22 protein-coding genes and 1 pseudogene are annotated in these 26,760 nt (G+C 45.1%); 16 read left to right on the top strand and 7 right to left on the bottom strand.

Annotated elements, in window-relative coordinates; all coding sequences use genetic code 11:
- Window positions 1-119: 119 nt before the first annotated feature.
- Window positions 120-1,037: pseudogene (locus H5300_RS17455) on the bottom strand (ISAs1 family transposase); the annotation flags it as partial.
- Between the two features lie 41 nt (window positions 1,038-1,078).
- Between H5300_RS17455 and H5300_RS17450 the strand changes: the two are divergent.
- From H5300_RS17450 to H5300_RS17425, 6 genes are all read left to right on the top strand, one after another.
- The gene (locus tag H5300_RS17450) at window positions 1,079-1,372 is read left to right on the top strand and encodes an MFS transporter (RefSeq protein WP_182796508.1); all 294 of its coding nucleotides are present in this window, start codon (window positions 1,079-1,081) and stop codon (window positions 1,370-1,372) included.
- A gap of 79 nt (window positions 1,373-1,451) precedes the next feature.
- A complete protein-coding gene (locus tag H5300_RS17445; RefSeq protein ID WP_182796507.1) occupies window positions 1,452-2,183 on the top strand; it encodes an oligogalacturonate-specific porin KdgM family protein in 732 nt (243 codons plus the stop codon).
- Window positions 2,184-2,766: 583 nt separating this feature from the next.
- Window positions 2,767-3,480 (top strand): ABC transporter ATP-binding protein, encoded by a 714-nt coding sequence (locus H5300_RS17440; RefSeq protein WP_182796506.1) that lies wholly within the window; start codon window positions 2,767-2,769, stop codon window positions 3,478-3,480.
- Window positions 3,481-3,488: 8 nt separating this feature from the next.
- Window positions 3,489-6,023, top strand: coding sequence for an FtsX-like permease family protein (locus H5300_RS17435; protein WP_182796505.1), 2,535 nt, complete (start codon window positions 3,489-3,491; stop codon window positions 6,021-6,023).
- On the top strand, window positions 6,023-7,156 hold the full coding sequence (locus tag H5300_RS17430) for a lipocalin-like domain-containing protein (protein WP_182796504.1): 1,134 nt from the start codon (window positions 6,023-6,025) through the stop codon (window positions 7,154-7,156). Before H5300_RS17435 ends, H5300_RS17430 begins: the two co-directional genes overlap by 1 nt.
- A 205-nt stretch (window positions 7,157-7,361) precedes the next feature.
- Entirely contained in the window at window positions 7,362-7,571 is a 210-nt protein-coding gene (locus H5300_RS17425) for a hypothetical protein (protein WP_102441757.1), read from the top strand.
- Window positions 7,572-7,847: 276 nt separating this feature from the next.
- On the opposite strand, the gene H5300_RS17420 is transcribed toward H5300_RS17425, so the two are convergent.
- Entirely contained in the window at window positions 7,848-8,636 is a 789-nt protein-coding gene (locus H5300_RS17420; RefSeq protein ID WP_012600208.1) for a helix-turn-helix domain-containing protein, read from the bottom strand.
- A 98-nt stretch (window positions 8,637-8,734) separates the two neighbouring features.
- Here H5300_RS17420 and H5300_RS17415 point away from each other — a divergent pair, with 98 nt between their 5' ends.
- From H5300_RS17415 to H5300_RS17400, 4 genes are all read left to right on the top strand, one after another.
- Complete coding sequence (locus H5300_RS17415; RefSeq protein ID WP_004732002.1) at window positions 8,735-9,628, top strand: DMT family transporter; 894 nt, start codon at window positions 8,735-8,737, stop codon at window positions 9,626-9,628.
- Window positions 9,629-9,822: 194 nt separating this feature from the next.
- The gene (locus H5300_RS17410) at window positions 9,823-11,460 is read left to right on the top strand and encodes a peptide ABC transporter substrate-binding protein (RefSeq protein WP_061022174.1); all 1,638 of its coding nucleotides are present in this window, start codon (window positions 9,823-9,825) and stop codon (window positions 11,458-11,460) included.
- Between the two features lie 428 nt (window positions 11,461-11,888).
- The gene (locus H5300_RS17405; RefSeq protein ID WP_004732005.1) at window positions 11,889-12,392 is read left to right on the top strand and encodes an acyl-CoA thioesterase; all 504 of its coding nucleotides are present in this window, start codon (window positions 11,889-11,891) and stop codon (window positions 12,390-12,392) included.
- 234 nt (window positions 12,393-12,626) lie between these two features.
- A complete protein-coding gene (locus tag H5300_RS17400) occupies window positions 12,627-12,899 on the top strand; it encodes a hypothetical protein (RefSeq protein WP_017079795.1) in 273 nt (90 codons plus the stop codon).
- 582 nt (window positions 12,900-13,481) lie between these two features.
- Here H5300_RS17400 and malG read toward each other — a convergent pair.
- The 3 genes from malG to malE all read right to left on the bottom strand — a co-directional run bounded on the left by malG (window position 13,482) and on the right by malE (window position 17,221).
- Window positions 13,482-14,372 (bottom strand): maltose ABC transporter permease MalG, encoded by an 891-nt coding sequence (malG, locus tag H5300_RS17395; protein WP_017081399.1) that lies wholly within the window; start codon window positions 14,370-14,372, stop codon window positions 13,482-13,484.
- An 11-nt stretch (window positions 14,373-14,383) separates the two neighbouring features.
- A complete protein-coding gene (gene malF / locus H5300_RS17390) occupies window positions 14,384-15,955 on the bottom strand; it encodes a maltose ABC transporter permease MalF (RefSeq protein WP_182796503.1) in 1,572 nt (523 codons plus the stop codon).
- Window positions 15,956-16,036: 81 nt separating this feature from the next.
- Window positions 16,037-17,221 (bottom strand): maltose/maltodextrin ABC transporter substrate-binding protein MalE, encoded by a 1,185-nt coding sequence (gene malE / locus H5300_RS17385; RefSeq protein WP_017081398.1) that lies wholly within the window; start codon window positions 17,219-17,221, stop codon window positions 16,037-16,039.
- A gap of 664 nt (window positions 17,222-17,885) precedes the next feature.
- Here malE and malK point away from each other — a divergent pair.
- Entirely contained in the window at window positions 17,886-18,998 is a 1,113-nt protein-coding gene (gene malK, locus H5300_RS17380) for a maltose/maltodextrin ABC transporter ATP-binding protein MalK (RefSeq protein ID WP_182796502.1), read from the top strand.
- Window positions 18,999-19,228: 230 nt separating this feature from the next.
- On the opposite strand, the gene H5300_RS17375 is transcribed toward malK, so the two are convergent.
- Together H5300_RS17375 and H5300_RS17370 are read right to left on the bottom strand one after the other, a co-directional pair.
- Entirely contained in the window at window positions 19,229-19,429 is a 201-nt protein-coding gene (locus H5300_RS17375) for a hypothetical protein (protein WP_004732016.1), read from the bottom strand.
- Between the two features lie 224 nt (window positions 19,430-19,653).
- Window positions 19,654-21,570 (bottom strand): methyl-accepting chemotaxis protein, encoded by a 1,917-nt coding sequence (locus tag H5300_RS17370; protein ID WP_182796501.1) that lies wholly within the window; start codon window positions 21,568-21,570, stop codon window positions 19,654-19,656.
- Window positions 21,571-22,025: 455 nt separating this feature from the next.
- On the opposite strand from H5300_RS17370, the gene H5300_RS17365 reads away from it, so the two are divergent.
- The 5 genes from H5300_RS17365 to H5300_RS17345 form a co-directional block, all read left to right on the top strand.
- Window positions 22,026-22,982, top strand: coding sequence for a MoxR family ATPase (locus tag H5300_RS17365; RefSeq protein ID WP_017084836.1), 957 nt, complete (start codon window positions 22,026-22,028; stop codon window positions 22,980-22,982).
- A gap of 10 nt (window positions 22,983-22,992) precedes the next feature.
- The gene (locus tag H5300_RS17360; RefSeq protein ID WP_182796500.1) at window positions 22,993-23,919 is read left to right on the top strand and encodes a DUF58 domain-containing protein; all 927 of its coding nucleotides are present in this window, start codon (window positions 22,993-22,995) and stop codon (window positions 23,917-23,919) included.
- Complete coding sequence (locus H5300_RS17355) at window positions 23,916-24,401, top strand: DUF4381 domain-containing protein (protein WP_104214891.1); 486 nt, start codon at window positions 23,916-23,918, stop codon at window positions 24,399-24,401. The genes H5300_RS17360 and H5300_RS17355 overlap by 4 nt, the downstream gene beginning before the upstream one ends.
- Entirely contained in the window at window positions 24,394-25,401 is a 1,008-nt protein-coding gene (locus tag H5300_RS17350; protein ID WP_029406403.1) for a VWA domain-containing protein, read from the top strand. Before H5300_RS17355 ends, H5300_RS17350 begins: the two co-directional genes overlap by 8 nt.
- Window positions 25,394-26,760, top strand: a 1,367-nt coding sequence (locus H5300_RS17345) for a VWA domain-containing protein (protein ID WP_182796499.1), incomplete at its 3' end; no start/stop codon positions are given. The genes H5300_RS17350 and H5300_RS17345, both read left to right, overlap by 8 nt.

Raw genomic sequence — 26,760 nt, 5'->3', positions numbered from 1 at the left:
CGGTTTGGAGCCAGCTTCCGACAACAGACTCCGGTGGACCTACCACCATCTCTTCTCAAGCTTAGCCATAAGCATTATGCATATCCTTATGCTGCAATCTTATGTGCCTGTGGCACACCATCAAGCACCCAGTGCATTGACTCTATGCCCCAATGTTCTCTGACTGCCATAGCAGCTTGTTCTGCACTAAGCGCTTTGGAGCTGATGTAATAACGGTACTCTAGGTCGACAGATTTTCCTTTCTCAAGGCGAAAATTTTCAACCATTACAATGCTCTTTAAGCCTTTCCAGCGAGAGAAGTTACCTTCAAGTTTTGTACTGTCAAAAGCATAGCATTGGCGAGACTCGATACGGCCATGTCCTTGCTCAAGAGAGATGTTATTTGCCACATTGGCTTGCTGAGAAGAGAATGCCTTTTCTATTGCTTGTCGGAGTTTTCCTTGGTTGCTCTTTACTGCAAGCAGATAGTCTCCACCTTGATCTACAATGGCTTTAGCAATCTTAGTTTGACAGGCCATAGCATCAATGGTTACTAGGGCTCCCTTTATGTCGAGCATCTTTATCAGCTCAGGGATCGCTGTAATTTCATTGCTTTTTTGTTCGGTTTTCAGCTGTCCTAGTACGAGCTTGTTGGACGACGCATAAGCACTAATCATATGAATAGTGCTCGTCCTGTCTTCACGATTATATGAGCCGCGAAGCGTTTTGCCATCAATCGCAATCACTTGCCCATCGGTAAGAGTGTGTATTGACGACATCCAGTTAACGAAGCACTCATGAAACTGTTCAGGCTCAATGGTAGAGATGATGCGAGCAATGGTGTCATCCGCAGGAATACCATTCAAAAACAAGTTATTACGGTTAAACCAATCATGATGACCGCGAATATATTCACGAATATCAAACCAGCCTTTCGCACCTGCAATCACCGCACATAGCGAGCCAAAAAGGACTTCAAACAGGCAATAAGTGACCTTTGCACCTTGGCGTTGGTCGATAATCGTTTGAAAATGTTCTTTGAAGTGGTCAATGTGCATGATGTTCTCCCTAAAAAGGGAGTATATGATCACAGCTAAATGTGATCGTCAAATCGGTCGTGATTTTGTTCAAAAAACGTTCACGATCTCACCCTGGTATTGTAACCGGCTATACGCTGCAATATTTTGGTTATTCATCAGACGCAGAGAAAACACCAGAAGTATTAGAAGGCTTATCGTTATCACTCTCGATCGCACCAGCTATTTTCTTCTTAATTACTGGCCTAATTATGCGTAAATATATTATCACAACCGATTACTACAATAGTATGATGAGTAAACCTGCGGATGGGGGAAATATTCAACAAGCACTAAAAACCATCGAAACAAATTAAGAATAAAATTTCTTGGTTGAATATTAATTTTTATAAGCTAACAAAAAAATGTAATCAATAATTAAAGCAAGAGTAAAAAATGAATAAAATACCCCCTCTCTCTATACTCGCAGCAAGCATGATGTTCCCTACTATTTCGATGGCAGAAAATACCTTAGAAAATGAGGAGATATTAGATAATAATCCGGTTTATATAGAGTTCTATACACGTTATGAAGAAGAGCGTAACGTAGGTCTTCAAGGTTTAACTGGTTGGATTACTTTTACTGACTTTTATGACATCCAGTTTGGTGCGGAAGTGAACACCGATGGCTATTATGAATATAACCTAGGCAAGTTTGTTCCATTGACGGAAAAAGCATGGGTTCATACTTATGTTGGTTATACACAATGGAACTACCGCTTGTCGCTACGCGCAGGCTACAACTTCGATAACGGCCTAATGATAAATGCACGAGTTCGCCCTGAATTCGGTTATGACGATTGGATTGGTGAGGATGAGAACAGTAATGAGGTGAACTACGGTACTAACCTATCTGTCCGTACAGACCTATTTGTTGGCTATAACTCTGATCGATACGAGTTCTTTTACAACCGTGTCGATAATTTTGAAACCGATGAGGAAATTGCCGACACCTTCCGTAATGGCACCCACATGGCAACGGACCATGAGTTCCGCATCACTTATACTGCTAATAAATGGCGCCCATACTTCCAAGCGACAATCATGAAAGATGGTTTTTTTGATGGCATATCCTACGAAGACGATCTCCGTTGGCAAGTTGGTTTTGCGCTACCTATGAACATTTAATCTAATTTTACTTTAAGCATCCAATTATTCGTAAGATACGAGACAACTATTACTCGCGGTAGTAGTAACAACTAATGCCGCGTTTATCGTATTTTGCTGTTTACGAATTCTATTATAATTTGTTGTTCCATTTGCCCTACCACTCAGCACTGCAGTGAAACAATATTTACCAAGCTAGAGTTACTAGAAAAAGTAGGTCCAATACCCATCCACAAAGTACAACGAGTAAGAGTGCTAGCTTGGAATGGGACAAAACAAGCTAGAGAAACAACACCAACCCACCCCGCTTTCATAAAGAAAACCTTTAACACGTTAAACCATGATTTATTGCACTTAAACGTGGTCACGAACCATCTAACGATAGATTCAAAGCCTCCGAGGTGGCTCAAAACTCCCACCACCAACTGTATTCTCCCTCACACTGATCTATTTCCCTCTTTTCGCAGTACAAGTTATTAATAATTCGATGTAAATCGCTTTCTTTTTCAAATTGTTGTCTACAGTTTTATAGAGCTTGTCGCTTCGGTAATTGCCACAAGTAACGACACCTTTTGATGGTTAGTTTTGGTTATAAGGAAAGGAAATGGAAAGCCCAATTGTCACACTCAAGCACGCCAACAAAAGTTTTGTTGATGGCAAAGATACCCATCACGTATTGGAAGGTGTTGATTTCGCTTTGGCGACAGGGGCAAGCGTGGCTTTAACAGGGGCGAGTGGCAGTGGAAAGAGTACTCTGCTTAACATCATTGCGGGGTTTGAACCTCTATCCGGTGGCGAACTATCTGGTGGAGAATTGTGGCTCGATGGCGAGAACACATCAGATTGGAAAGATCCACAGTGGAGCCGATTCCGCCATCAAAATTTGGGCGTTGTCTTTCAACAGTTCAACTTGTTAACCCCACTCAACGTAAAACAAAACATCGCCTTCCCTCTCCATTTAAATCAACAAAAATGGGGCGACTGGTGTGACTATTTAGTTGACGCATTGGGCATCAGCGAGCTACTCGAAAGACATGTATCCGCACTCTCTGGCGGTCAGCAACAACGAGTCGCAATAGCGCGTGCGCTAGCCCATAAACCCAAACTATTACTTGCCGACGAGCCCACTGGCAACCTTGACCACAAAGCAGGGTTAGAGGTTATGAAGCTGCTGAGTGAAATCACCACACAAGGCAACACTGCGGTGCTTTTGGTTACGCACAGCCCAGAATGCGCCAGCTTTATGCAGACAAAATTGGTGTTAGATGATGGTTGTTTAAGGAACGCCGATCTAACCCCAAGAGCGGCAGCGTTGTGAGTAACCCAATGAAGCAAACTGGTTTCGCTCAGAGCCAGCTCACCCATACCAAACTGACTCTGAACCTATTCGCGGCACACTATCGCCAATCGCCACTGCAAGCCGCAGCGATTCTGATCGGCATTGTGCTAGCGGTCACCTTGTTTGTCGCAGTGCAAGCCATCAACCTCAATGCCAAGCGCAGTTATGCAGAATCGACCGAGCAACTTAGCGCTCAAGCGCAGAACCTTATCATTCCACCAGCAGGGCAAAACTATTTGCCGGAATCGCTCTACTTCAGCTTAAGACAAAGTGGATTAAGCGCAGCGCTACCAGTTATAGAAGGGCGAGTAAGAGACGAGCAAGGTCGACGCTGGTCAGTTCAAGGCAGTGAGCTGATCGCCGCTCTCACTTCAAGATCTCGCCACTCTCGCGTCGAAGAACAAAGCAACGCTCAAACCAAAGAACCAAACATTTCCCTGTTCGACAATTCCTTACCTTTGCCGCAACTCTTAGCGGGTGAACCCATTGTGATGATGAGCCAATCACAACACCAGAACTTGGGAGAAGTAGACGCACTCACTTTGGATGAAGTGCTCACTCAAGTGGTAGTGCTACCAGATGAATGGCAGCTAGGCAGCCGAATGTTGATGGATATTGGGTTCGCTCAGCAACTGCTTAACAAGCAAGGGCAACTGAGCTACATCGCTATTTTTGACACTAAGAGCGACACTAACAGCAATGCTCAGGATAAATGGCAAAGCCTTATTGGTGAGCAAGGACAATGGATATCCAACAACCAAAGCACGGATCTCGGTTCAATTACCGATAGCTTTCACCTCAATCTCACCGCCATGAGTTTGTTGGCGTTTTTAGTTGGCCTGTTCATCGCTTACAACGGTGTGAAGTACAGTTTGCTGAAACGTAATCGGCTGTTGGTACAAATTCAACAAGCTGGGATTGCGCCAAGCATCGTATTTTCAGCTCTGTTAGTCGAGCTGACTGTTTTAGTCACACTGGGCGCGTCGCTTGGTTTCATTCTCGGCATTCAACTCAGCCATTGGCTACATCCCACCGTCGCAATAACGCTTGAGCAACTTTATGGTGCAACACTGCTTCCCGGCACATGGCAGTGGCAATGGTTAGTGCAGGCACTGCTACTCACGCTAGCCGCAACGCTTGTCGCGTGTTGGCAGCACTTTAAACAGCGAGTGCGACAACCCCTCTCTTCCCATGGCGGTTTCTATCAAGCGCCGGAAACGTCTAACGAAAATCAGCTGTTTGTTATCGGGTCAGTATTAACTATTCTCGCGTTAGCAGGGTTATGGATGAGCGAACATCATCGCTTCACCATGGCATGGCTCGGAGTGTTAGTGGTGTCGATTCCTTTGTATTTGCCCAAAACACTCAGCGTGCTAGCGAACTGGAGCGAAAAACGCACCCAATCGGGGTTAATACAATATCTGTTCGCTGAGCTGCGTGAACTTATCTCCCCTCTCTCCCTTGCCATGATGGCGTTGCTTCTCGCCGTCACCGCCAATATCGGAATGAATACCTTAGTCGGCAGCTTTGAATCCACGTTAAAGCAATGGCTTGAACAGCGCTTACATGCCGATATTTACGTTAGCCCTGCCCAAGGTGAAATCGCGAATGTGGAACGTGCGTTAGAACAGTTTGATAATGTTGAAACCGTTTATAAACAATACTACGTCGACGATAGCTTGCAGGGCTTACCGACTTTGCTCGGTACCAAAGACAAAGATACACTTGAGCAAACCATGGTGTTCCAATCCCACCTTGATGACTTCTGGACGCGCTTTTACCAAGGTGAGTTCGTGGCAATCAGCGAACCTACGGCGGTGAAGCTCGGCTTGCCCCTTGGAAGCCGACTCAAGCTCGACGCGCTCCAAGACAAAACACTCATCGTCGGGGCGATTTTCCACGATTACGGCTCACCGAATGGCGAAGTGTTACTTGCACCTAATTTGTGGATCGAAAGCGGATTTACTGACTTACCCACCAGCTTGGGAATCAAAGTATCTGGCGACCCACAAGTGGTATACGAGCAACTTCGCCAACAACTGAATTTGCATCCAAGCCAGCTCTACGATCAAGCGCAGATCAAATCCCTCGCTTTGGATATCTTTTCACAAACCTTCGCCATCACTCGGGCACTTAATGGCGTCACATTAATGGTGGCGGTGATTGGGTTGTTCTGCGCCTGTTTCATGTTGCTCGATGCACGCAAAGCCGCCATTGCAAGGCTGTATGCGCTCGGTGTAAGTCAGAGAAAATTGATGGCAATGGTAGTCGGGCAAATCGTAGTTCTGGTCGCCTTCACTCTGGTTATCGCCTTACCACTCGGCGCTATGGTCGGCTATGTGTTGACGGACATCGTTACCCTACGTGCCTTTGGTTGGAGCTTAAATTATGTGTGGGATTGGAGTGATGCACTCAGCATCGCAGCCATCACCATTTTAGTGGCTGTGTTTGCGACCTTGATTCCACTGTGGCGTTTGGTCAGTAAACCCGTGGTATCCAGTTTGCAAAGTGAGGTGTTGTGATGAATCGATCAATGAGAGTTTTCGTTCTCACACTTGGCATCTTGCTCCTTTTAGGGTGTGAGGAGTCCACTCAACCATCAGCTCAAAATATGGGTTCGATACTTGGCGCAGAAACACAAACCGACGATGAAACACAAAAAGAGACTGAGCAATTCACGCCGGTATTAAAAGGCGTGGAGATCACCTTCCCTGCCGACCATCAAGCACACCCAGATTTTCGTCATGAATGGTGGTACTTAACCGCAAACTTGATTGATGAAGAAGGCAATACGTTAGGCGTGCAATGGACACAATTCCGCTTTGCGGCTGCACCACAGGAAAGTGGCAATAGCACTAAGGAAACCGCGTGGCAAAGTCAGCAGATCTACATGGCACACAGCGCTGTAACCACAAAAGACAAACACTATGCCGATGAAAAGTGGTCTCGCGACCAAGCTGAACTTGCGGGTGTTAGCACTTCGCCATTTCGTGTTTATCTCGATGATTGGCAATGGAACTCTTCAAGCGATTATCTATTCCCCGCAACCTTGAACGCTAATTCAGATCAGTTTGGCTACTCGCTTAAGTTAACCAGCAACGCGCCTTATCAAAAGCAAGGCGAACAAGGCTACAGCACTAAAAGTAGCGATGGTAAAGTGGCTTCCTATTACTACAGCCAACCATTCATTAATGTATCGGGCGAGGTAACCATTGATGGCGTGACGCATAAGGTTTCCGGTAAAGGTTGGATAGACCGAGAGTGGAGTTCGCAGTTTTTACTCGACTCGCAACAAGGTTGGGATTGGTTTGCGCTAAGGCTGAGTGATGAAACCAGCTTGGTGGTATTTCAACTTCGAAACTCAACAACAAGCAAAGCCAGTTATTCCCATGCAAGGCTGATGAATCAAGATGGATCCGGCATTACAATTTCACAGCAAGACATCAGCTTAACCGCCATCAAGCAAACTAAAATCGACGGGCGTGACTACCCAACAGAGTGGCAAGTTTCGATTCCAACTCAACAAATCGAACTGACCGTCTCGGCACTCAATCCAAATGCCAAAATGCCGCTGTCGGTTCCCTATTGGGAGGGGCCAATCATAATTAAAGGTTCGCATTCTGGATCTGGCTATATGGAGTTGACGGGGTATTAGATTGTGTATTAATAAAGGTGGAATCTAACAACAAATACATCGCGATAGCCATGGACTAAACACACTTTTAACCAAAGCCTCCACCAAGGAGGCTTTTTGCTATTCATCATGTTCTATTTATCTAAACGCTTGTTACAAAATATCTAATTTAACCAAACACTGAGCTCCCCTAAAATACCAATCAAATGATTAGGGGAGATAGAACATGATTAGCTCAGCACACAATGACGAACTCAACAGATACATAGAAAGACTAGACTTAAACCTTACAAAGGCTCAGGTTCGTGAACTTGGTTGGCAGCAAGGCAATGAAGAGGTAGGAAAAGAAAAAACAGTATTAGGCTCGTGGTTTTTCTTTTCTTTCTTTGGCTTATGTACGTCTACATGTTTTGCGCTGCTGATGTATATTTCATGAGGATAAACAAAACAATGACCACGTATAACCAGCATGGAACGTTCAATTGGTTCGAGGTCGACGGAGAAACGTACATACTGTTCAAGGTCGGCAGCATCAGTGCTCTATTGAATCAATACTATGAGGATGTCACCGAACAACATAACGAAATATACAGGCTATTAGGGGCGATTCCATAAGCTCATACCGCGTGAATTCACTTATTCACTTATTCACTTATGGTCTATCTACTCACTAACTAGTGAAAACATCCGTTCTTTTGGGAACACGAGCTAGCTACAACAAACGGTTCTTATACTGTTCTGGCGTTTGGTTCGCGTAACGTTTGAACATGGTGATAAATGGGCTTGCTTGGTTATAGCCCAATGTAAGAGCGACCTCTTTGACCGATTGGCCGTTTCTTAACAAGTCCATCGAGTACAGATAGCGGACACGCAATCGCCACTCTGTAAAGCTCATTCCGAGCTCCGTCTGGCAATGGCGAGAAAGAGTTCTTTCCGTGGTGTGAACACGTTCAGCCCAATCTTTCAACGTCACTTCGTCGGTTGGGTTTTCTTCAACAGAAGCCAATATTGGTGCTAGGTACTTATTGTCGGTTGAAGGCAAGAAGTGGTGTTCAACCTCACGCTGCGCAAGTTGGTCAAGCAGTACCTGAACGAGCCTTTGATCTTGCTCTGTTTCCGCAACATTTATCCCACGATCGCGAAAATCATCGATAATAGAAGACACAATCGGCGTGATCTTTATAAGGCTGGTTTTATCTGGCAGGTGTTGCGTGAGTTCTGGGGCGATATTTAGCGAACAGTAGTCCAAAGGCTTACGGTTATAACTGCAATGCATCACCCCGGCCGGTACCCAAATCGCTAGATGTGGTGGCGCTAGAAACCGGGTGCTTTCCGCTTCCATCTCTAATATACCGCCACTGATCAATTGAACCTGTCCCCATGAGTGGCTATGAACTCGGGTTTCAGTGTTCGAAAGAAACGCTTCAAAATTCATAAATACGTTGGATGGTGCCTTATCAATTGATAAAGATGGATGAAGGTTTCTGGAGTGTTTTTTCAAACTTGTCTTCCTATCGCGCCTGATGTCTTTCTAAAGATACTTGTAAGTATAACGACCTGTCAAACTAGCCGCATCAACTCATTCGCCACGGAATTCACATGCATTATCTCTTACCATTTTTTACAGTCTGTATCTGGGGCGCCAATGCAATCGTCAACAAGCTTGCTGCAAGCACCATAGAACCTAGTGCGATGAGTTTTTACCGCTGGTTTTTTGCGATGTTAATTCTCACGCCTTTCTGTATTCGCCCAGTCATGAAACAGTGGGCTGTCATTAAGCCAAACTTATCTAAATTAGCGTTCCTCGGCTTTTTGGGCATGGTGTTGAACCAATCTCTAGGTTACTACGCAGGCTTAACCACAACCGCTTCCAACATGGCCTTGATCACGTCTTTAGTCCCATTGATCAGCGTGTTTCTAAGCGTTCCTTTGTTGCACAAGTCCATTTCTAGTTTAAGTATTGTTGGCGGTGTGTTGTCACTGTCAGGCTTAGCTCTGATGTTAGGCAAAGGCGACCCTTTGTTCTTCATGCATCAAGAATTGACTCAAGGCGATGGTTATATGCTGATTGCGGCCTTTGTTTATGCGTCTTACTGTGTGTTATTGAAACGCTGGAAAATGCCCATCAGTAGCTGGGTGGTGATTTACATTCAGGGTCTGTTTGCTGTCGCGATGCTTACGCCACTTTGGCTTACCAGCGAACAGCTTTTACCACCGCAACAAGCGATCCCATTGATAGCTTACGCCGCGGTTGCCGCTTCAATTTTAGCGCCTTGGATGTGGGTGAAAGCGATTGACACCATTGGTGCTGACTCAAGCGCGATGTTCATGAACTTGCTTCCGGTTGTTGCGATCGTATTAGCCGCGACATGGCTTGGCGAAGAGATTAACCAGTTCCACATCATTGGTGGTGTGATGGTGATTTCAGGTGTCATCCTTGCTCAAATCAAAAGAAAACCAAGGCTTGAGGCTCCTCTCCCTCAACAAAGCTAAACGCATTACCCAACGCTCACATTAGGGTAAATATTCAAACTCACTTTTCTCTCAGTGCCTACTTCCGAAGTAGGCACTGTTGTTTTATTCACAAGCCTTTCAAATGCTTTTAATACGCGTTCATTGTGGTTGCAACATGTTACCGACTCAGGTTTAATGTATTGAGTACTGTTTAAGTTGTAAAAGGAATTACAATGACTCAACCAAGGATCCCTGTGATCATCTCGTCCCTGCTTGCTTTGTCCTCTACTTCAAGTTTTGCTGCCTTTGTTCCGACAGAAACTCCGTTAGCTGAAGAACTATTAGCTGAGGAACAACATTTTGTGCGTGGCAACGGCGCGGAGCCCAACACTCTAGACCCTAGTTACGTAAACTCAGGCATGCCCGGTGACATTATCGTCAATGATATGTTTGAAGGCTTTGTGATTGAGAACAGTGACGGGCAAATCATCCCAGGGCAAGCCAAGGAGTGGTCTATCAGCAAAGACGGCAAAACCGTGACATTTGTATTGAAAGAGAATCTCAAGTGGTCGAATGGTGAGACAGTCACAGCATCCGATTTTGTCTTTGGTTGGCAGCGCGCTGTGTCTCCTAAAACAGGTAACAACACGGGTTTTGTTTTTTCGACGGCTAACATCGTGAACGCTAGCGAGATTCTATCAGGAGACAAAGCTCCCTCTGAGCTTGGCATCAAAGCATTAGATGAGCACACGGTTGAGATCTCACTTTCAAAACCTACGCCCTACTTTATGAGTTTAATGAGCATCAAGACCTTTTCCCCTCTGCCTGCTAAGTTGGTTCAAGAGAAAGGCGACCAATGGACTCGCGCAGAAAATATCGCGACCAACGGTGCTTACACTTTGAGCAAATGGGTACCCAATGAATACGTTGAGGTCGAGAGAAACCCAAACTATTGGGATGACACATCGACAGTCATTAATAAGGTAACCTATCTCGGTCTATCTTCTCAAAATGCCGAGCTGATTCGTTACCAAGCTGGTGAGATTGATATGACCAATCGTGTCCAGCTTGAGTACTACCAAAAATTAATCCAAGAAAGCCCTGAGCAAATCAAAGCGCAAGCTCTATTGGGCTCTTACGTTTATTCATTCAATACACGTCAAGCACCCTTTGATGACGTAAGAGTACGCCAAGCACTGAGCATGGCCGTCAATCGTGAGATTCTGGTCGAGAAAGTTACAGGCCAAGGTGAGCCAGAAGCATACAGCGTGACGCCGAATAATATTCCTGACTACACAGCGCCTTTATCCGAATTCAATTCTTTAGACAGCACGCAGCGTTTAACAAAAGCCAAAACACTACTTGCTGACGCTGGATACAACGAGAGCAACCCACTCAAATTCACACTGACTTATAACACCAGTGAAAATCACAAAAAGATAGCAATAGCGATTGCATCGATGTGGAAGCCGCTGGGTGTGAAGGTAGAATTGGAAAACATGGAGTGGAAAGCGTATGTTGCGGCAAAAGGCGCTGGTGACTATCAAGTTGCACGCTCATGGGCATTTGGTGACTACCCAGAGCCTTCTGCACTGTTAGAGGCGTTCACTTGTGGTCACACGGCAAACGAAAGTGGCTACTGCAACTCCGATTACGATGAGCTCTTACAGCAAGCAAGTAAAACGGAAGATCAGTCTAAACGCTTTACTTTATACCAGCAGGCTGAATCGCTACTTAACGAATCTGCAGCAGTTATGCCTTTATATCATTACAATCACACCCGATTAGTGCGAAATACTCTCAAAGGCTTCCCTAACAATAATCCGAAAGGAAATATCTACGCGAAGGATCTATACTTTATTCAAGAGTAAAAATGAGCTGAATAACAAACATTTTTAACTACCACTTTAGTGGTAAAAAGACTAAGATAATTTAACTAAACCAGATAAACAGCGGTTAGTTGGCTAAAACAAAATAAGGTACCGCAATGAGTACCAAACGGCTTAGAAACACCTAGCATTACGCTAGGTGTTTTTTTTTGCAATCGACCTTTCTAGCTGTCAGCTCAACATTTATTGGTTCTTAGTCAATGTGGCTAGGCACTTGCTCAATATTGCTTCATCCGCGTTTGCCACTCGCCTCTACCGCCTTTAAACATCAATATTCATCCGTTCGTCACCCGTTTGAAAAAATAGTCTTAATCGTGAGAAACACCGCTTTAATTTATGTCATCTTAAGTATATTGTTATTAGCAAGTAACAAGCATGTTATACAGCACAATAATAATGAAGGAAGATAGATGAGCAGTAACAATAACCGACCAGATGGTAAACGAGACGTTACTCTGCGTTTTTTAGCTGAACCTGGGGATGTGAACTTTGGTGGTAAAGTTCATGGTGGTGCAGCAATGAAGTGGATCGATTTAGCAGCCTACGCTTGTTCTGCTGGGTGGAGTGGTAAATATTGTATTACCGCTTACGCAGGGGGGATTCGATTCGTAGCTCCGATCCATGTTGGCAACCTTGTAGAGGTAAGTGCGAAGGTCATCTATACCGGTTCATCTTCTATGCACATCGCTATCGACGTTCAAGCCAGCGACCCTAAAGAACTCAACAACCGCCTAACGACTCACTGTATCGTTATTATGGTCGCTGTTGATGAAAATGGTAACCCGACTAAGGTGCCAGAGTGGGTGCCAGAAACACCAGAAGACATCGAATTAAGAGATTCGGCTATTCGCCTAATGAACATGCGAAAACAGATCGGTGAAGAGATGGAAGCACACGTAAAGTACCTTAAGTAAACTTTACCAACCACGCTACGCTACAAAACCATATTACAATGCCAAGCACCTGCTTGGCATTGGTTGATCTAATACCCTCGATCTTTGCAAGCAAAGCCTCAGTAGATCTAATACGATCTATTAGAGCGTGATGCCCAGCCAAAGGTTGAAATGAATCGGCACTTGTTCGCGGATTTATTTTGACTGTAATAAAGTCGTCATTTTGCTCTGTTTAAATACCGCCAATCATAATGGATGTATTTGAATTTCCTGGAGCCACTCTTGAGCGTCACACGCCCCACTCTTAGCGAATCTACACTCAACAATTTAAAGGCGGTTGAGTACCAATGGGTTAGAACTTTGTACGTCGAAGGCTACGACAGCAACGAAATTAACCACTACATCCAAACTTGTTTTGGTGGTGACCAGACGTTTGCGGATCTATTTCGTCGTGTGGCACTCGACCAAGAAAGCATCTATGTGCTGTTGCAGCATCTTGGCTGTGCTCCTTCTAGTAGAGAATTCTAACCTCAACACCCGATTCCCCCTTATCTTTGAATCTAAAGATACTTCCAAGCAAACCAATAACTACGAGTGATAGCTATTCACGATGCATCAACAGTAGCCTGCCGTTATAGACATTTTCTGTGCAATCAGGCTAATCGTTGCATACAAATCATTGAAGTATCACGCATTGAAATATTAGCAATATATCAATAGAGCAACTGCCCCTTATACTGAGTGTCTGATTTGTGAGACTCGTTCATGTCATCCTGTAAGAGGAATGAGGCAGGAGAGATTCGGGAGAGAAGTGACTCGAAAGTTTAATGGCTAAAGCAGCATGAGCACAAAAACTGACAGGTAAAACGAACATCCGGACAAAGTAGAAAGCAAAAAGTAGCAGGCATAAAAAAACCCAAGTAAATACCTGGGTTAGAGTTACAAAAACCACTAATCATTAATAGCGTAAGGAACCTGATTAGTAGCCAGCTATGCGTAACCTGAGGGTTATTTTTATTACTGATCGGCGGCCAAACCAAATGATGTAATAAAAATGCCAATATAGAGCGACCTATAAGGTCGCTCTTTGTCTTTCTTATAGGGTACAGCTTATCCTTTTACACCACCTGCCGTCAAACCGCCAACTAACCAACGTTGAGCAAGTAAGAACACGATAGTAATCGGAAGTGCTGAAAGTACAGCCGCTGCCGCAAAGTCACCCCATAGGTAGTTCTGAGGATATAGGTATTGCTGCATACCTACCGCTAGCGTGTAAGAGTTCACATCGGTTAGCAGGATAGATGCTACAGGCACTTCACCTACTGTTGCGATGAACGAAAGAATAAACACAACCGCTAGAATTGGCACAGACAGTGGTAATAGAACCAACCTGAATGCTTGCCAAGGCGTTGCACCATCCAGTGCTGCAGCCTCTTCCAACGAGTTATCAATCGTTTCAAAGTAACCTTTAATCGTCCACACGTGTAGCGCGATACCGCCTAAGTACGAGAAGATTAGACCACCGTGCGTGTTCAAGCCTAAGAACGGGATGTATTGACCAAGCTTGTCGAACAGCGCGTAAATAGCGACTAGAGCCAGTACTGCTGGGAACATTTGGAAAATCATCATCGCTTTCAAGATAGTTTCTTTACCTTTGAAGCGCATACGAGCAAATGCATAAGCCGATGTTGTAGACAGTGCCACAATAAGAAGCGACGTCACACCCGCGACTTTAATTGAGTTCCATAACCACGTTAGTACTGGGAATGGAGGTGGTGTCACCGAGCCGTCAGCATTCGTTACCGACATACCAAGAGCCAGTTTCCAGTGCTCCAGTGATGGGTTATCGGGAATCAAACTACCTGTTGCGAAGTTACCTTCACGGAACGAGATAGCGATGATCATCAGTAGTGGGAAGATAATCATTGCCAAGAAGCACCACAACACTGCATGCGTTGCCCACACTCGGTATTTAAGGCCTTTACCTTGTACCATAGCCATTGTCGTGCTCCTTAATCTTGAGACAGTTTAGTGAAACGAAGGTTTAGTAACGCAAGTCCACCAACCAATAGGAAAATAAGCGTTGCGATTGCACTTGCTAGACCAAAGTCTTGACCGCCGCCGCCTTCGAATGCAATTCGGTAGGTGTAGCTTACAAGCAAGTCTGTGTAACCCGCTGGCTCTGAGGTGCCAATCATGTTCGGGCCACCGTTCGTCAATAGTTGAATCATTACAAAGTTATTGAAGTTAAAGGCAAACGCTGCAATCAATAGCGGTGTAAGCGGCTTAATCATCAATGGGGATGTAATACGCTTGAAGTTATCAAGGAAGTTCGCACCATCAATCGCTGACGCTTCGTACAAATCATCAGGAATCGCTTTTAGTAGACCCATACATAGAATCATCATGTAAGGGAAACCTAGCCACGTGTTAACCATCAACACCATGGTTTTCGCAAGAATTGGGTCAGAGAACCAATTCGGGCTTAAGCCGAAGATATTCTCAAGCACCATGTTGATCTCACCAAAGCTCTGGTTGAATAGACCTTTAAAGATAAGAATCGAGATGAATGCCGGTACTGCGTAAGGCAGAATCAGTAGAACACGATAGATTGAACGACCTTTTAGCTCTTCCCATTGCACGATATTTGCAAGTACAAGCCCGATAACAAGTGTGAACGCTACGGTACATACCGAGAAGATCACCGTCCAAATAAAGATGCTGATGAATGGTTCTTTAATACCATCATCTTTCCAAACACGTTCAAAGTTATGTGTACCAATATTAACCACAAAGCCCGGGGATATTGTGTTACCAGTAAACTCACCATTGGCATCAACAGGTTGATAGAAACCCTCTTCCATGTTTGGCTTGAGAACTTCACCCGTTTCATTGTTAATTAACGTTTGTTCATCGTCTTGTAGCGTGTAAAGCGGAGCAACAGAAGCAAACTTACGTAAGCCACTCATGCGGATGTCGTCGCCGTTAGGCAGATGGAAATCAACCGCATTAATCGCTGAACGGTTTTGGATGATCGCTTTGATCTTCTCTTTCTCACCTTGTGCAGACTCAATTGCAGATAGGTCCATCTCTGTTGCACTCATATCTTCAAAAGAAAATACGTCTGTTGCTAACAGCTGGTCGCCATCTTTAACAACGATCTGGTGACCGTCATCAGTCTTGTACAAAGTAAATGGGTAGCTTTCACCGCTTTGGAATGAGCGATCTAAAAGAACGGTTTGAGTACGCTCTAAAGACAGTTGGTTTTTTGCGCTGTAGTTAGTGAACGCAAGCCCGACGGTATAAGCCAATGGGAAAAGAATGAACAAGATCATTCCGGCAATACCCGGGTAAATATAACGGTGGGCGTAAGTTTTCTTACTGCCAAAAATGTAAAGTGCCAAAGCCGTTAAAATCACAGTAAGCAGCGCAAAAGCGAGCTCACCGCGTGAATACATTAGAATTGTAGCGTAGCCGTTAATTAAGCCAACACTACCAAGCAACCCCCATTTGATGAAGACGCTTTTACTGCCTAGAAGGCTTGATGGTGCTGGGATAGCATCTGTACCTTGAACTGACTGCATAGAGGAACCTGCTAGCGATATAGATAAAAAATAGAAAAGTAAGGAGAGGTTACCCTCTCCTTAAAAGGTTGTGCTTGGTTGTTACTTAGTCATACGACCTTCAGCAGCTTTTAGTGCTTGGTCTACTGTTTGACGACCGTCAACTACGTTACCGATCGCTTCTTCCATGCTGTACCAGAACGTTGTGAACTGAGGGATGTTAGGCATGATTTCGCCATTCATCGCGTTGTCCATTGTTGCTGCAATACGAGTATCGCTGTCTAGTTGGCGTTGGAAAGAGTTAAGAGCAACAGCGCCTAGTGGCTTGTCGTCATTCAGGCTCTTCATACCTTCATCAGTTAGTAGGTAGTTTTCCATGAACTCAACAGCTAGGTCGCGGTTTGGAGAAGCAGTGCTGATACCACCCGCCCATACACCAACGAAAGGCTTAGACGCTTTACCGTTGAACTTAGGTAAAGTTGCTACGCCGTAATCTACGCCAGCTTTCTTGATGTTTTCCCAACCCCAAGGGCCGTTGATTGTCATTGCAACGTTACCTGCAACGAATTCAGACTCAGCAACTGAGTAATCCATGTCTGCAGAGATAACTTTGTCTTGTACCATCTTCTCGATGAAACCTAGAGACTTCTGAACACCTTCAGTCGCTACGCCCGCATCTTTAATGTCGTAACCTTCTGCAGTCTGTTTGAATGCGTAACCGCCGTCAGCTGCAAGTAGAGGCCATGTGAAGTAAGCGCCGCCACGTAGAGGCCACATGATCGCTTTTTTGCCATCTTTTTTAAGTTCAGCATCAAGTGCTGGGATTTCTTCCCAAGACTTAGGTGGGTTAGGAACAAGCGCTTTGTTATAAATTAGAGAAACTGACTCAACCGCTACTGGGTAAGCGATTGTTTTACCTTCGTATGAAACAGCGTCCCATGCGAAGTCTACGATACCTTCTTTAATTTCTTTAGAAGGTTTGATATCAACAAGAAGCCCTGCTTCTGCATAGCCGCCAAAACGGTCGTGTGCGTAGAAGATCATGTCTGGGCCATCGCCAGCCGCTGCAACTTGAGAGAACTTCTCTTCTAGTTTGTCAGGGAAAGCCACTGTTACTTTAACACCAGTGTCTTCTTCGAAGCGTTTACCTACTTCAGCCATGCCTTCATAAGCTTTGTCACCACCTACCCAGATTGTTAGTTGTCCTTCTTCGATAGCAGCATTTGCACCAAAAGAACCCAGAGCAACTAATGTTCCTAGAGCTACAGCGCTTAGAGCGTTTTTCATGTGAATATCCTTTTTATATTTATACGTAGGGCACATCTACCAAGACGAGCCAGTTTTCAGGGCTTATGATCTGAGAAAATAGACTCTAACTCATCATCCTAGCCACTACGCCCTAGCTATTATGGCTTAATTTCGTGATCGCCATCCGGTCAGATTAGAGACTGAAATCACAAAATCCATACTCATCGTGATCAACATCACCGTTATGGGGTGGATTTATTTGAACTGGATCGCCAATTATTAATAACCCCATTTATCTACTCCTCCCCTACTACTCCCCCTCGTTAAATTTTCATTGGGAGGATGTACCATTGCGCCAATTCACCGAAACTGCATTCATCCAAGAGTGGATAGTAAGAACCCTTTACCAGCGAATGTCGTGTGTAACCGCACTGTTCATTTAGTTGGCTTCACTGCCCGCTGTTGTCTTTATTAAGCATCGAGCTAAATCTGTGATTGAATCACGGGGGAGATTTAGCTGGATGTGGGGGAAATAGGCACCAGTTTGGCTATGACGGGTGGGCTTGGTTAAAGAATCCAAGTCTCACCCACTTTTTTCTTACTCATTCAATACTTACCAATTCCTACAGTTACTGCTGACCCAAAAATTTCTTATAATGATAAGCAGTAAAACTTAAAATTTGATCGATCGAGGACTAGCTAGATGGCGAGTGTCACGTTAAAAAACGTTTATAAATCATATGGTGATGTACAGATTTCTAAGGACGTAACCTTAGACATCAACGAAGGTGAGTTCGTAGTATTCGTTGGACCATCAGGTTGTGGTAAATCGACGCTATTACGCTGTATCGCAGGTCTAGAGGACATTACGTCTGGTGATTTGTACATTGGCGACCAACGCATGAATGACGTTGAGCCTTCAAAGCGTGGCGTAGGTATGGTATTCCAATCTTACGCGCTTTACCCTCACCTTAACCTTTACGACAACATGTCTTTCGGCCTGAAACTAGCGAACGCTAACAAAGCTGAAATTGATAAGCGTGTTGAACATGCTGCAGAAATCCTTCAGCTTGGTCACCTTCTTGAGCGTCAGCCTAAAGCCCTATCTGGTGGTCAACGTCAACGTGTTGCTATCGGTCGTACTCTGGTTTCTCAGCCAAACGTATTCTTACTTGATGAGCCTCTATCTAACCTAGATGCTGCGCTGCGTGTTCAAATGCGTTCGCAAATCACTAAACTACAACGTCAACTTGGTTGCACCATGATCTACGTTACCCACGACCAAGTGGAAGCGATGACAATGGCCGATAAGATTGTTGTTCTTGATGGCGGTTATGTTTCTCAAGTGGGTAAACCTCTTGATCTTTACCACTACCCTAAAAACCGTTTCGTGGCAGGCTTTATTGGCTCGCCGAAGATGAACTTTATGTCGGTTCACATCGAGCAAGCTGAAGCAGAACGCGTACAAGTTCAACTTTCTAACGGTATGACTTTCTGGATCCCAGTTGATGGTACGACTGTCAATGCTGGTGACCGTATGTCTCTAGGTGTTCGTCCTGAACACTTGTTGTCTGCTGAAACAGGTGATGCGACGATTGAAGCTGAAGTGATGATGGTAGAGAAACTAGGTAACGAAACACAAGTGTACCTAAACCTCGAAAGTGCTGATACTGACGTTATTTATCGCCAACCAGACACGTTGACGATTGAGTCTGGTGACAAGCTAGCGATTGGTATTCCTGCGCACCGTTGTCACTTGTTCCATAGCGATGGTCGCGCATGTCGTCGCTTGTACAAAGAGTACGGCACCGACTAATCGGTTCGCCTTTTTAAGATATAACTTGCCCATATCGAATCCCTCTTACCAAGTAAGAGGGATTTTTTTGTTTAAAGACGCCAACTACTTTCGCTTTGATGGTTTAATTTTGCGCACCGCTCAGTTAGCTTTTCGCGCGGCAATAAAAAAGGCCTAGCGGATGCTAGACCTTTATCTGTTTGAGCTAAAAGCCACCCTACCTAAACGATATAGGTTGGCCCTGCAGAAACTTAGTGGATTGGCGTATCACTTGTTTTGTTGAACTGGCCAAAATGCTTTTCTAACACTTCTGGTGTTAGTTTGCCTTCCGCTTCTAGTCGCTTAAATTCAGCAACGATCGCTTTTTGCTCTTCAATTGATGGCAGTTTTACTTCTGGCTCATCGCCCATCTCTTGAGTCATCTGCTCTAGTTCTTTTTCAAAATCGCTCATGATACTTACCTAAATATTAAACCTAATCAGATTTTACTCATTTACGCTCTGTGATGCTAGAGCGATTAAGTGCAAAGCCCGAAACCAGATCAAGCTAAGGCCAGTTAGAAGAAAACAACCCCGTAAATCAAAAGAGCTGGATTCACGATTAAATGAATCCAGCTCTTCGTCTATGTCTCTTTCTAAGCCATGCTACAGCTTAAAGGAATTAAAGCTTAAAGAGATTAAAGCTTAAACGAGCCAACCATCTTATCTAGGCGAGAAGAAAGGTCGCGAAGCTCTTGGCTCGCTTCAGCAAGCTGCTCAGCCGTGCCCGTTGTCACTTCATTGATTGCGTTAATCTCTTCAATGTTCTGGTTAATGGTGTGAACTACGGTTGATTGCTCTTCCGTTGCCGTTGCGACTTGCGTGTTACGATCGGTGATGTCTACGATGCGGTCTGAAATGCCACCCAGTACATCTACGGCTTCATCCGATGCAGCAACACCTTCAAGGGTAATGACTTTACCTGTACTCATTGCTGCTACTGCATCTTTAGCATCGCTTTGCAGTTGGTTGATCATCTTCTGAATCTCTTCCGTTGAATCTGCTGTACGACTTGCGAGGTTACGAACTTCATCTGCTACCACGGCAAAGCCACGACCTTGCTCACCGGCACGCGCTGCTTCAATCGCTGCGTTCAATGCAAGTAAATTGGTTTGCTCTGAAATATCGCGGATAACACCCAGAATGGAGCCGATATCTTGTGTTGTTGAAGCAAGTTGTTCAACCACTTGACCCGTACTTTCGATATCTTGCGCTAAACGGCTGATCGCGTCTTTTGCTTTGTTCACCACAGAGCGACCGACTTCCGTATTGCCTGACGCTTGTGTTGCCGTTTCTGCTGCTGTTGCCGCGTTCGATGCAATCTCGCTGATGGTCATGCCCATTTGGTTAATCGCAGCAACTACTTGAAGGGTTTGATCACGTTGCTCTTGGCTATTATCGTGGGTGATGTGTGCTTTGTTAGAAACACTCTCTGCCGCCACTTGAAGCGCTTGGCTTGTCGAGCATACTTCTTTCATAGACTCGTGAATCTTTTCAATGAATCCATTAAAACCTTTTGAAAGCTGTGCAATTTCATCGTTGCCCTTCACTTCGATACGCTGCGCCAGATCGCCATCACCTTCGCCAAGGTCACCGAATCGCTTAGCCAGAAGTTTAATTGGTTGAGTAATGCTGTTTGCCAGAACTACGCCCATTAGGATAAAGACTAAAGCCACGATAGCAGTCATGATCAGCATCTTCTGCGCAGTCGCATCGAGCTCAGCAAACACTTCACCTGTTGGTACCACACCAATAACGAACCAGTCCATTGACGACACATACAAACTCGCCACAAACAGTTCTTGTCCTTGGCTCTCAGTGGTAATCAGATTGAAGCCCGACTTGTTCAATAGTTGGCTTGATTGAGTTCCGTAAAGTTGTTGAAGCGAAGAATCACTGCGAGAACGCTCACGGTGAATTTGTACATCACCTTGGCTATCGGTCAAAAATACAAAGCCTGTATTTTCAATCTTGAAACCGTTCAGCAGGTTAACCATGTCGTCCATCGATTTTGATAGACCAGACATCGCTAAACCAGAAGGCTGCTGATAGTTAGCAAACATCTTCACTTCGCCATTCGCTTCTTGGAACATGCTCACCATGGTTGGCTGTCCAGATTGCGTAAAGCCAAAGAACCAACCATCTTGTTGTTGGTTTAGCTGGCGTAAGAAACCATCTTGGTTCCAGTAGTAAGCTGTTTGACGGTTCGCTACCGAGGCATCGTTCAACTGATATTGGTTGCGAACATTGTTCAGTTGTTTAACCAGCTTATTCTCTAGCGCGGTATCGCGCTCGGTCGATTCGATAGCATCAGAAATGAATTCATTTGAAGCAATTTGCTCCGCAGCTAACAATAACTGAGAGACTTCACGGTCAATTTCACCATTGATTCGCTCCAACATACCGGGAAGCTCAATATCAACCAAACGGTGACTCAATACATCTCTTGCTTGCTGTTGTGCCATCGCACCGACAATCACTGTCGATGCAAGAACCGCAAAGGTAATTCCAAGTACAACTTTTTGTTTGATACTCAGAGAGTTAGTTTTAAACATATTTGGACCTTTAAAAGAATCGCTCGTTATTGGTATACCCTGAACAGGACTTTTTTAGTGCACTCCAACAAGCAATGCACAATCTGAGTGATGTATCGGCCAAAACCAGTAAAACTAGAGACTTTTCTCTCAAAAAAACTGCAAATATGATGTAACAATCAAAACCATTCAGATTGAATATGAATTAACTGAGCAAATATCGTACTATCGAGAATCGATTTTAGCTCTCAGCCCTGATATCTAACCGAACTCAAACAACGACCTCCCCCCGAGCTTTTGTATATAAAAACCAATTGATATGGTAATAATCACACCCTAACGATGTTTTTAGCTAAACACTTGTAAATCTTTCCAATTTTGAAAAAATAAATTCCGCAAATGTACTGGAACTTTTTCCTATTAATAAGTGACCAATACTCAAAATAAGAATCAAATGGCCCCCAGAGAGTCCAAAAATGCATAAAAATAACTTCGAAATCCTTCAAAACTACTTAGAGTCTCAAATCATTGGTCAGCAAGAGCTCGTTAAGCAACTGATGATCGCCTTACTGGCAGATGGTCATATCCTTGTTGAAGGGCCTCCAGGGTTGGCAAAAACCCGCGCAGTAAAGTCGCTAGCTGACTGTGTCGAGGGAGATTTTCATCGTATTCAATTTACCCCCGATCTATTGCCTGCCGACCTAACTGGTACCGATATTTTCCGTCCAGAAACGGGAGAGTTCACTTTCCAATCGGGCCCGATTTTCAACTCGCTTATTCTAGCGGATGAGATCAACCGTGCTCCGGCGAAAGTGCAAGCCGCTATGTTAGAAGCTATGGCTGAGAAGCAGGTGACCGCAGGTCGAAAAACCTATGCTCTGCCTGATCTGTTTTTGGTGATGGCAACGCAAAACCCGATTGAGCAAGAAGGCACTTACCCGCTGCCGGAAGCTCAGTTAGACCGTTTCTTGCTGCATTTAGAAGTGGCTTATCCCGACATGGAAAGTGAACTTGAGATCTTGCGCCTAAACAGAGGCGAAGCTCAAGGCAACCAACCTGTTCAACCAGAGCCTATTTCTCAACAAACGATCTTTGAAGCTCGCCAAGAAGTGCTCAACATTCACATGGCAGACACCATTGAGCAGTACATCATCAGATTGGTAATGGCGACTCGCCAACCTAAACAATACAGCGACCAACTTGATCAATGGTTAGACATGGGTGTCAGCCCGCGTGCAACCATCGCGTTAGACCGTTGTGCCCGCGCTCACGCTTGGCTTGCTGGCCGCGACTATGTTACGCCGCAAGATGTTCAAGCGATGGCATTCCCGGTATTACGTCACCGCCTGCTTCGTAGCTACCACGCACAAGCTGAAGGGGTCACTGCAAACCAAGTGATCGCACACCTTATCTCGTTGGTTGGTAGCGCATAGGGATACGCGCATGAATAATCAATTACCCAACCATAGTGACGGCGTCACGTTAAATCTGGATGAACTGCTGCAATACAAAGCGCAGTCTGTTCGCTGGTTACCTCCAGCCAAGAGCCTGTGGTCGCAACTAAACGGTCAACACGAGAGCAATCGTAAAGGTCGCGGGATGAATTTCTCTGAGGTTCGTCAATATCAGGCGGGCGACGATATCCGCAGCATTGATTGGCGCGTCACGGCAAGAACAGGCAAGGCGCACACCAAACTGTTTTCTGAAGAAAGAGAACAGCCTGTGATTTTGTTCTTAGATCTGTCGAGCAGTATGATTTTCGGCTCAACCTTGTTACTCAAATCGGTTCAACTCGCGCACTTTGCCAGCCAACTTTGCTGGTTAACTGTTGCTCAAAAAGATCGTATTGGCGCAGTGATAGATACTGGCCAAGAGATCATTGAGATTAAACCCAGTGCTAGCAACCATGCTCCGCTGCGTATTTTACAAAAAGTCATAGAAATCAATAACGCAGCACTGACCAACCACGACAATCACAACGACACAACCTTAGAGCATGGGCTGAAGTCTCTTCACCAGCTTTGCCCGAAAGGAAGCGATATCATTATGCTCAGTGATTTCGTCCGTTATAACGAAAGTAATTACTCACTTATCAATCAAATACGTCGACATAATCGAGTTCGCTTGGTGCATTTTTACGACCCATTAGAGCAAGGTGTCACTGCTTTCAAAGGTTCAAAACAGATCACCGACGGCAATAAAACCCAATGGTTTAACTTTTCATCCAGTAAGGAAAAGGAAAAGCTGAGTCATGCATTCGATCTGAAACAACAACAGCTTATGCAAATGAGCCTTTCTTTGGCGATCCCATACAATTCATTGTCTTGTGCGCAATCGTTAATGAGCCAAGTATCAGGAGTTCAGTCATGAATCAACCTCTCGACTTGAGCCCTATTATTACGCCAAGCGCACCGTCATGGTGGCCTTTGGCATGGGGTTGGTGGTTAATCATTATCACGGCCATCGTTCTGATCGCCTTAGTATTTTTCATTGTAAAACGCAGACAAAAGAACCAATACGCGAAGAACGAAGCACTTGCTTGCTTTCGTGATAGTCAGCCTTCAAATACCTTGTCTCCGAGTGCAGCTCAAGACATCGTTCGTCAGGCTGCACTGAGCTATTTTCCACGCGACAAAGTGGCAGGCTTATCTGGTGATGATTGGTTGGCGTTCTTAGATGCGCAATTGGCGAAGCCGTTGTTCGCCGCAAAACAATCGCAATGGCAACAAGCGCTCTACCAAGATACAGCCTTAATGAGCGACGAACAGAAAAAGGCTCAACAGCAATTGGTTAATGACTGCGAAACCTGGCTTCGTAAAGCCCTTCCTCCAAAGCGAGGTCGTTATGAGTGATTTTCTAAGCACTATGTTTCTAAGTAGGGATTTACTAGATATGGAGTTTGTTTGGTGGTGGATGTTTATCCTAGTACCCCTGCCGCTCCTTGTTTACCTATTCTCACCAAAATCAGAATCAAGCCATGCTCTAAGGCTTCCGTTTTTGCCCGAGGACAGCAATACCAAAACACCGAGCAGTCGCTTACCCAAGGCGTTATCGGTCATCATCTGGCTTTTATTGGTAACTGCGATTGCACGTCCAGTTTGGTACGGCGAACCGGTTGAGTTTCAGCCGAAACACCGTGATTTGATGTTGGTTGTCGACCTCTCCGGCTCGATGAGCCAAGAAGACATGCAGTTCAATGGCGAATACATCGATCGCTTATCTGCGGTGAAACATGTATTGAGTGACTTTATTGAGCGACGAAAAGGCGACCGAGTCGGATTGGTGCTATTTGCTGATCACGCCTACTTGCAGACGCCACTTACGTTAGACAGAGACACGCTCTCACAACAACTCAATCAGGCTGTCCTAAAGCTGATTGGTACTCAAACTGCGATCGGTGATGGTATCGGCCTTGCCACCAAAACCTTTGTCGACAGCGACGCTCCTCAGCGTGTAATGATTCTACTCAGTGACGGCAGTAATACTGCGGGCGTATTAGATCCACTTGAAGCGGCGGATATTGCTAAGAAGTACAACGCGACGATTTACACCGTGGGTGTCGGTGCGGGTGAAATGATGGTCAAAGAGTTCTTCATGACTCGTAAGGTCAATACTGCTCAAGACTTGGATGAACGTACTCTAATGGAAATAGCCAAACGCACTGGCGGTCAGTACTTCCGAGCGCGAGACAGCAAAGAGCTGGCAACGATTTACGACACCATCAACCAATTAGAACCCGTGACGAACGCCACTAAGATCTGGCGACCACAACAAGAATGGTTCGTATGGCCTTTGTCTGCGGCAATGTTCTTCGCATTTATGCTGTTAGCCATTAGGAGAAACAATGTCTAACTTTACTTTTATCTACCCATATTGGTTCTTGGCGCTTGCCGTACTGCCCGCAATTTGGTGGCTGAGCAAGAGACAATCCAAGCAAGGGTTATTGGCGTCACACATCGCCCGTTATTTGGCTCCTGAATCGAGCAAGCCATCGAAAAACCGCAGCACTTATTTCGGTGTTTGGTGGTTGGTCGGTGTCATCGCATTGGCCGGTCCAAGCTTTGAAAAAAATGAACAGCCAAGCTTTGAAAAAACGCAGGCGCGAGTTGTGATCATGGATATGTCGAAGTCTATGTATGCCACTGACATTAAACCAAACCGTTTAACACAGGCGCGATACAAGGCTCTGGATCTGCTTTCGTTATGGAAAGAAGGCCTAACGGGAATGGTAGCCTACGCAGGTGATGCTTACACCATTAGTCCGCTAACGTCTGACATCAACACCATTAAGAACCTGGTACCCAACCTATCACCAGATATCATGCCCTTCCAAGGCGGCAATGCAGCATCGGCAGTTAAGCTTGCGATTGAGATGATGACTCGCGCTCATATCTATCAAGGCGATCTGGTACTGATTGGCGATGATATCGATGATCAAGAGAAGAAAGAGATCGACTCGCTACTCTCTGGCAGCAATTGGACATTATCAGTCTTGGCTGTAGGCACGGAAAGTGGCGCGCCGATCTCGTTACCTACAGGTTCGATGTTACAGACCGACTCAGGACAAACCGTGGTTGCGAAAACCAACGTAGGCAATATGCGCGACCTGACTCGTCGCTCTGGTGGTACGTTCACTGAAGTTCAATTTGATAACTCAGACGTTGAACACATCGCAAGTTACCTCGACCGAGTTGCAACGACATCAGAAGTGACTAAAACCAATAACTCGCTCAACACCAGAGTGAACAACGGTTTCTGGTTATTACCGTTTCTGTTACTTCCTGCACTTGGGCTATTTCGAAAAGGGGTCATGTGGTGTGGCCTAGCAGTGCTTGTCTCGTTCAGCCAACCGAATACTGCGTTTGCAAACCCTTGGAAAACCGATGACCAAGTGGGTTATCAGTTGTATCAAAATGAGGACTTTCAACAAGCCGCAGAACAGTTCGAACAGCAAGAATGGAAAGGCATCGCGCAATACAAAGCCGGTGATTTCGAAGCGGCCGAGCAGACGCTACAAGGTCTTTCTGGTGAAGATGCTCGCTACAACCTCGCCAATGCACAAGCAAAGCAAGGCAAGTACGACCAAGCGATTGAAGAGTATCAACGTATTATCAAAAACAACCCTGAACATGCTTATGCGAAGAAGAATCTAGAGATTGTCGAACAGGCTCAGAAGCAACAGCAACAGCAACAGCAACAGCAACAGCAACA

It is taken from the genome of Vibrio sp. SG41-7 (genome assembly GCF_014164465.1).
Lineage (GTDB): Bacteria > Pseudomonadota > Gammaproteobacteria > Enterobacterales > Vibrionaceae > Vibrio > Vibrio splendidus.
The sequence above is the reverse complement of the archived record's forward strand: the minus strand, read 5'-3'. Positions and strand labels throughout refer to the sequence as shown.

Coding starts and splice junctions, on each gene's coding strand:
- H5300_RS17370 (WP_182796501.1), bottom strand. CDS start 21,570: ATGTTTAAAACTAACTCTCTGAGTATCAAACAAAAAGTTGTACTTGGA.
- H5300_RS17415 (WP_004732002.1), top strand. CDS start 8,735: ATGCATTATCTCTTACCATTTTTTACAGTCTGTATCTGGGGCGCCAAT.
- H5300_RS17375 (WP_004732016.1), bottom strand. CDS start 19,429: ATGAGCGATTTTGAAAAAGAACTAGAGCAGATGACTCAAGAGATGGGC.
- malF (WP_182796503.1), bottom strand. CDS start 15,955: ATGCAGTCAGTTCAAGGTACAGATGCTATCCCAGCACCATCAAGCCTT.
- malK (WP_182796502.1), top strand. CDS start 17,886: ATGGCGAGTGTCACGTTAAAAAACGTTTATAAATCATATGGTGATGTA.
- malE (WP_017081398.1), bottom strand. CDS start 17,221: ATGAAAAACGCTCTAAGCGCTGTAGCTCTAGGAACATTAGTTGCTCTG.
- H5300_RS17400 (WP_017079795.1), top strand. CDS start 12,627: ATGTATTTGAATTTCCTGGAGCCACTCTTGAGCGTCACACGCCCCACT.
- malG (WP_017081399.1), bottom strand. CDS start 14,372: ATGGCTATGGTACAAGGTAAAGGCCTTAAATACCGAGTGTGGGCAACG.
- H5300_RS17425 (WP_102441757.1), top strand. CDS start 7,362: ATGATTAGCTCAGCACACAATGACGAACTCAACAGATACATAGAAAGA.
- H5300_RS17410 (WP_061022174.1), top strand. CDS start 9,823: ATGACTCAACCAAGGATCCCTGTGATCATCTCGTCCCTGCTTGCTTTG.
- H5300_RS17435 (WP_182796505.1), top strand. CDS start 3,489: ATGAAGCAAACTGGTTTCGCTCAGAGCCAGCTCACCCATACCAAACTG.
- H5300_RS17355 (WP_104214891.1), top strand. CDS start 23,916: ATGAATCAACCTCTCGACTTGAGCCCTATTATTACGCCAAGCGCACCG.
- H5300_RS17360 (WP_182796500.1), top strand. CDS start 22,993: ATGAATAATCAATTACCCAACCATAGTGACGGCGTCACGTTAAATCTG.
- H5300_RS17430 (WP_182796504.1), top strand. CDS start 6,023: ATGAATCGATCAATGAGAGTTTTCGTTCTCACACTTGGCATCTTGCTC.
- H5300_RS17350 (WP_029406403.1), top strand. CDS start 24,394: ATGAGTGATTTTCTAAGCACTATGTTTCTAAGTAGGGATTTACTAGAT.
- H5300_RS17445 (WP_182796507.1), top strand. CDS start 1,452: ATGAATAAAATACCCCCTCTCTCTATACTCGCAGCAAGCATGATGTTC.
- H5300_RS17440 (WP_182796506.1), top strand. CDS start 2,767: ATGGAAAGCCCAATTGTCACACTCAAGCACGCCAACAAAAGTTTTGTT.
- H5300_RS17365 (WP_017084836.1), top strand. CDS start 22,026: ATGCATAAAAATAACTTCGAAATCCTTCAAAACTACTTAGAGTCTCAA.
- H5300_RS17405 (WP_004732005.1), top strand. CDS start 11,889: ATGAGCAGTAACAATAACCGACCAGATGGTAAACGAGACGTTACTCTG.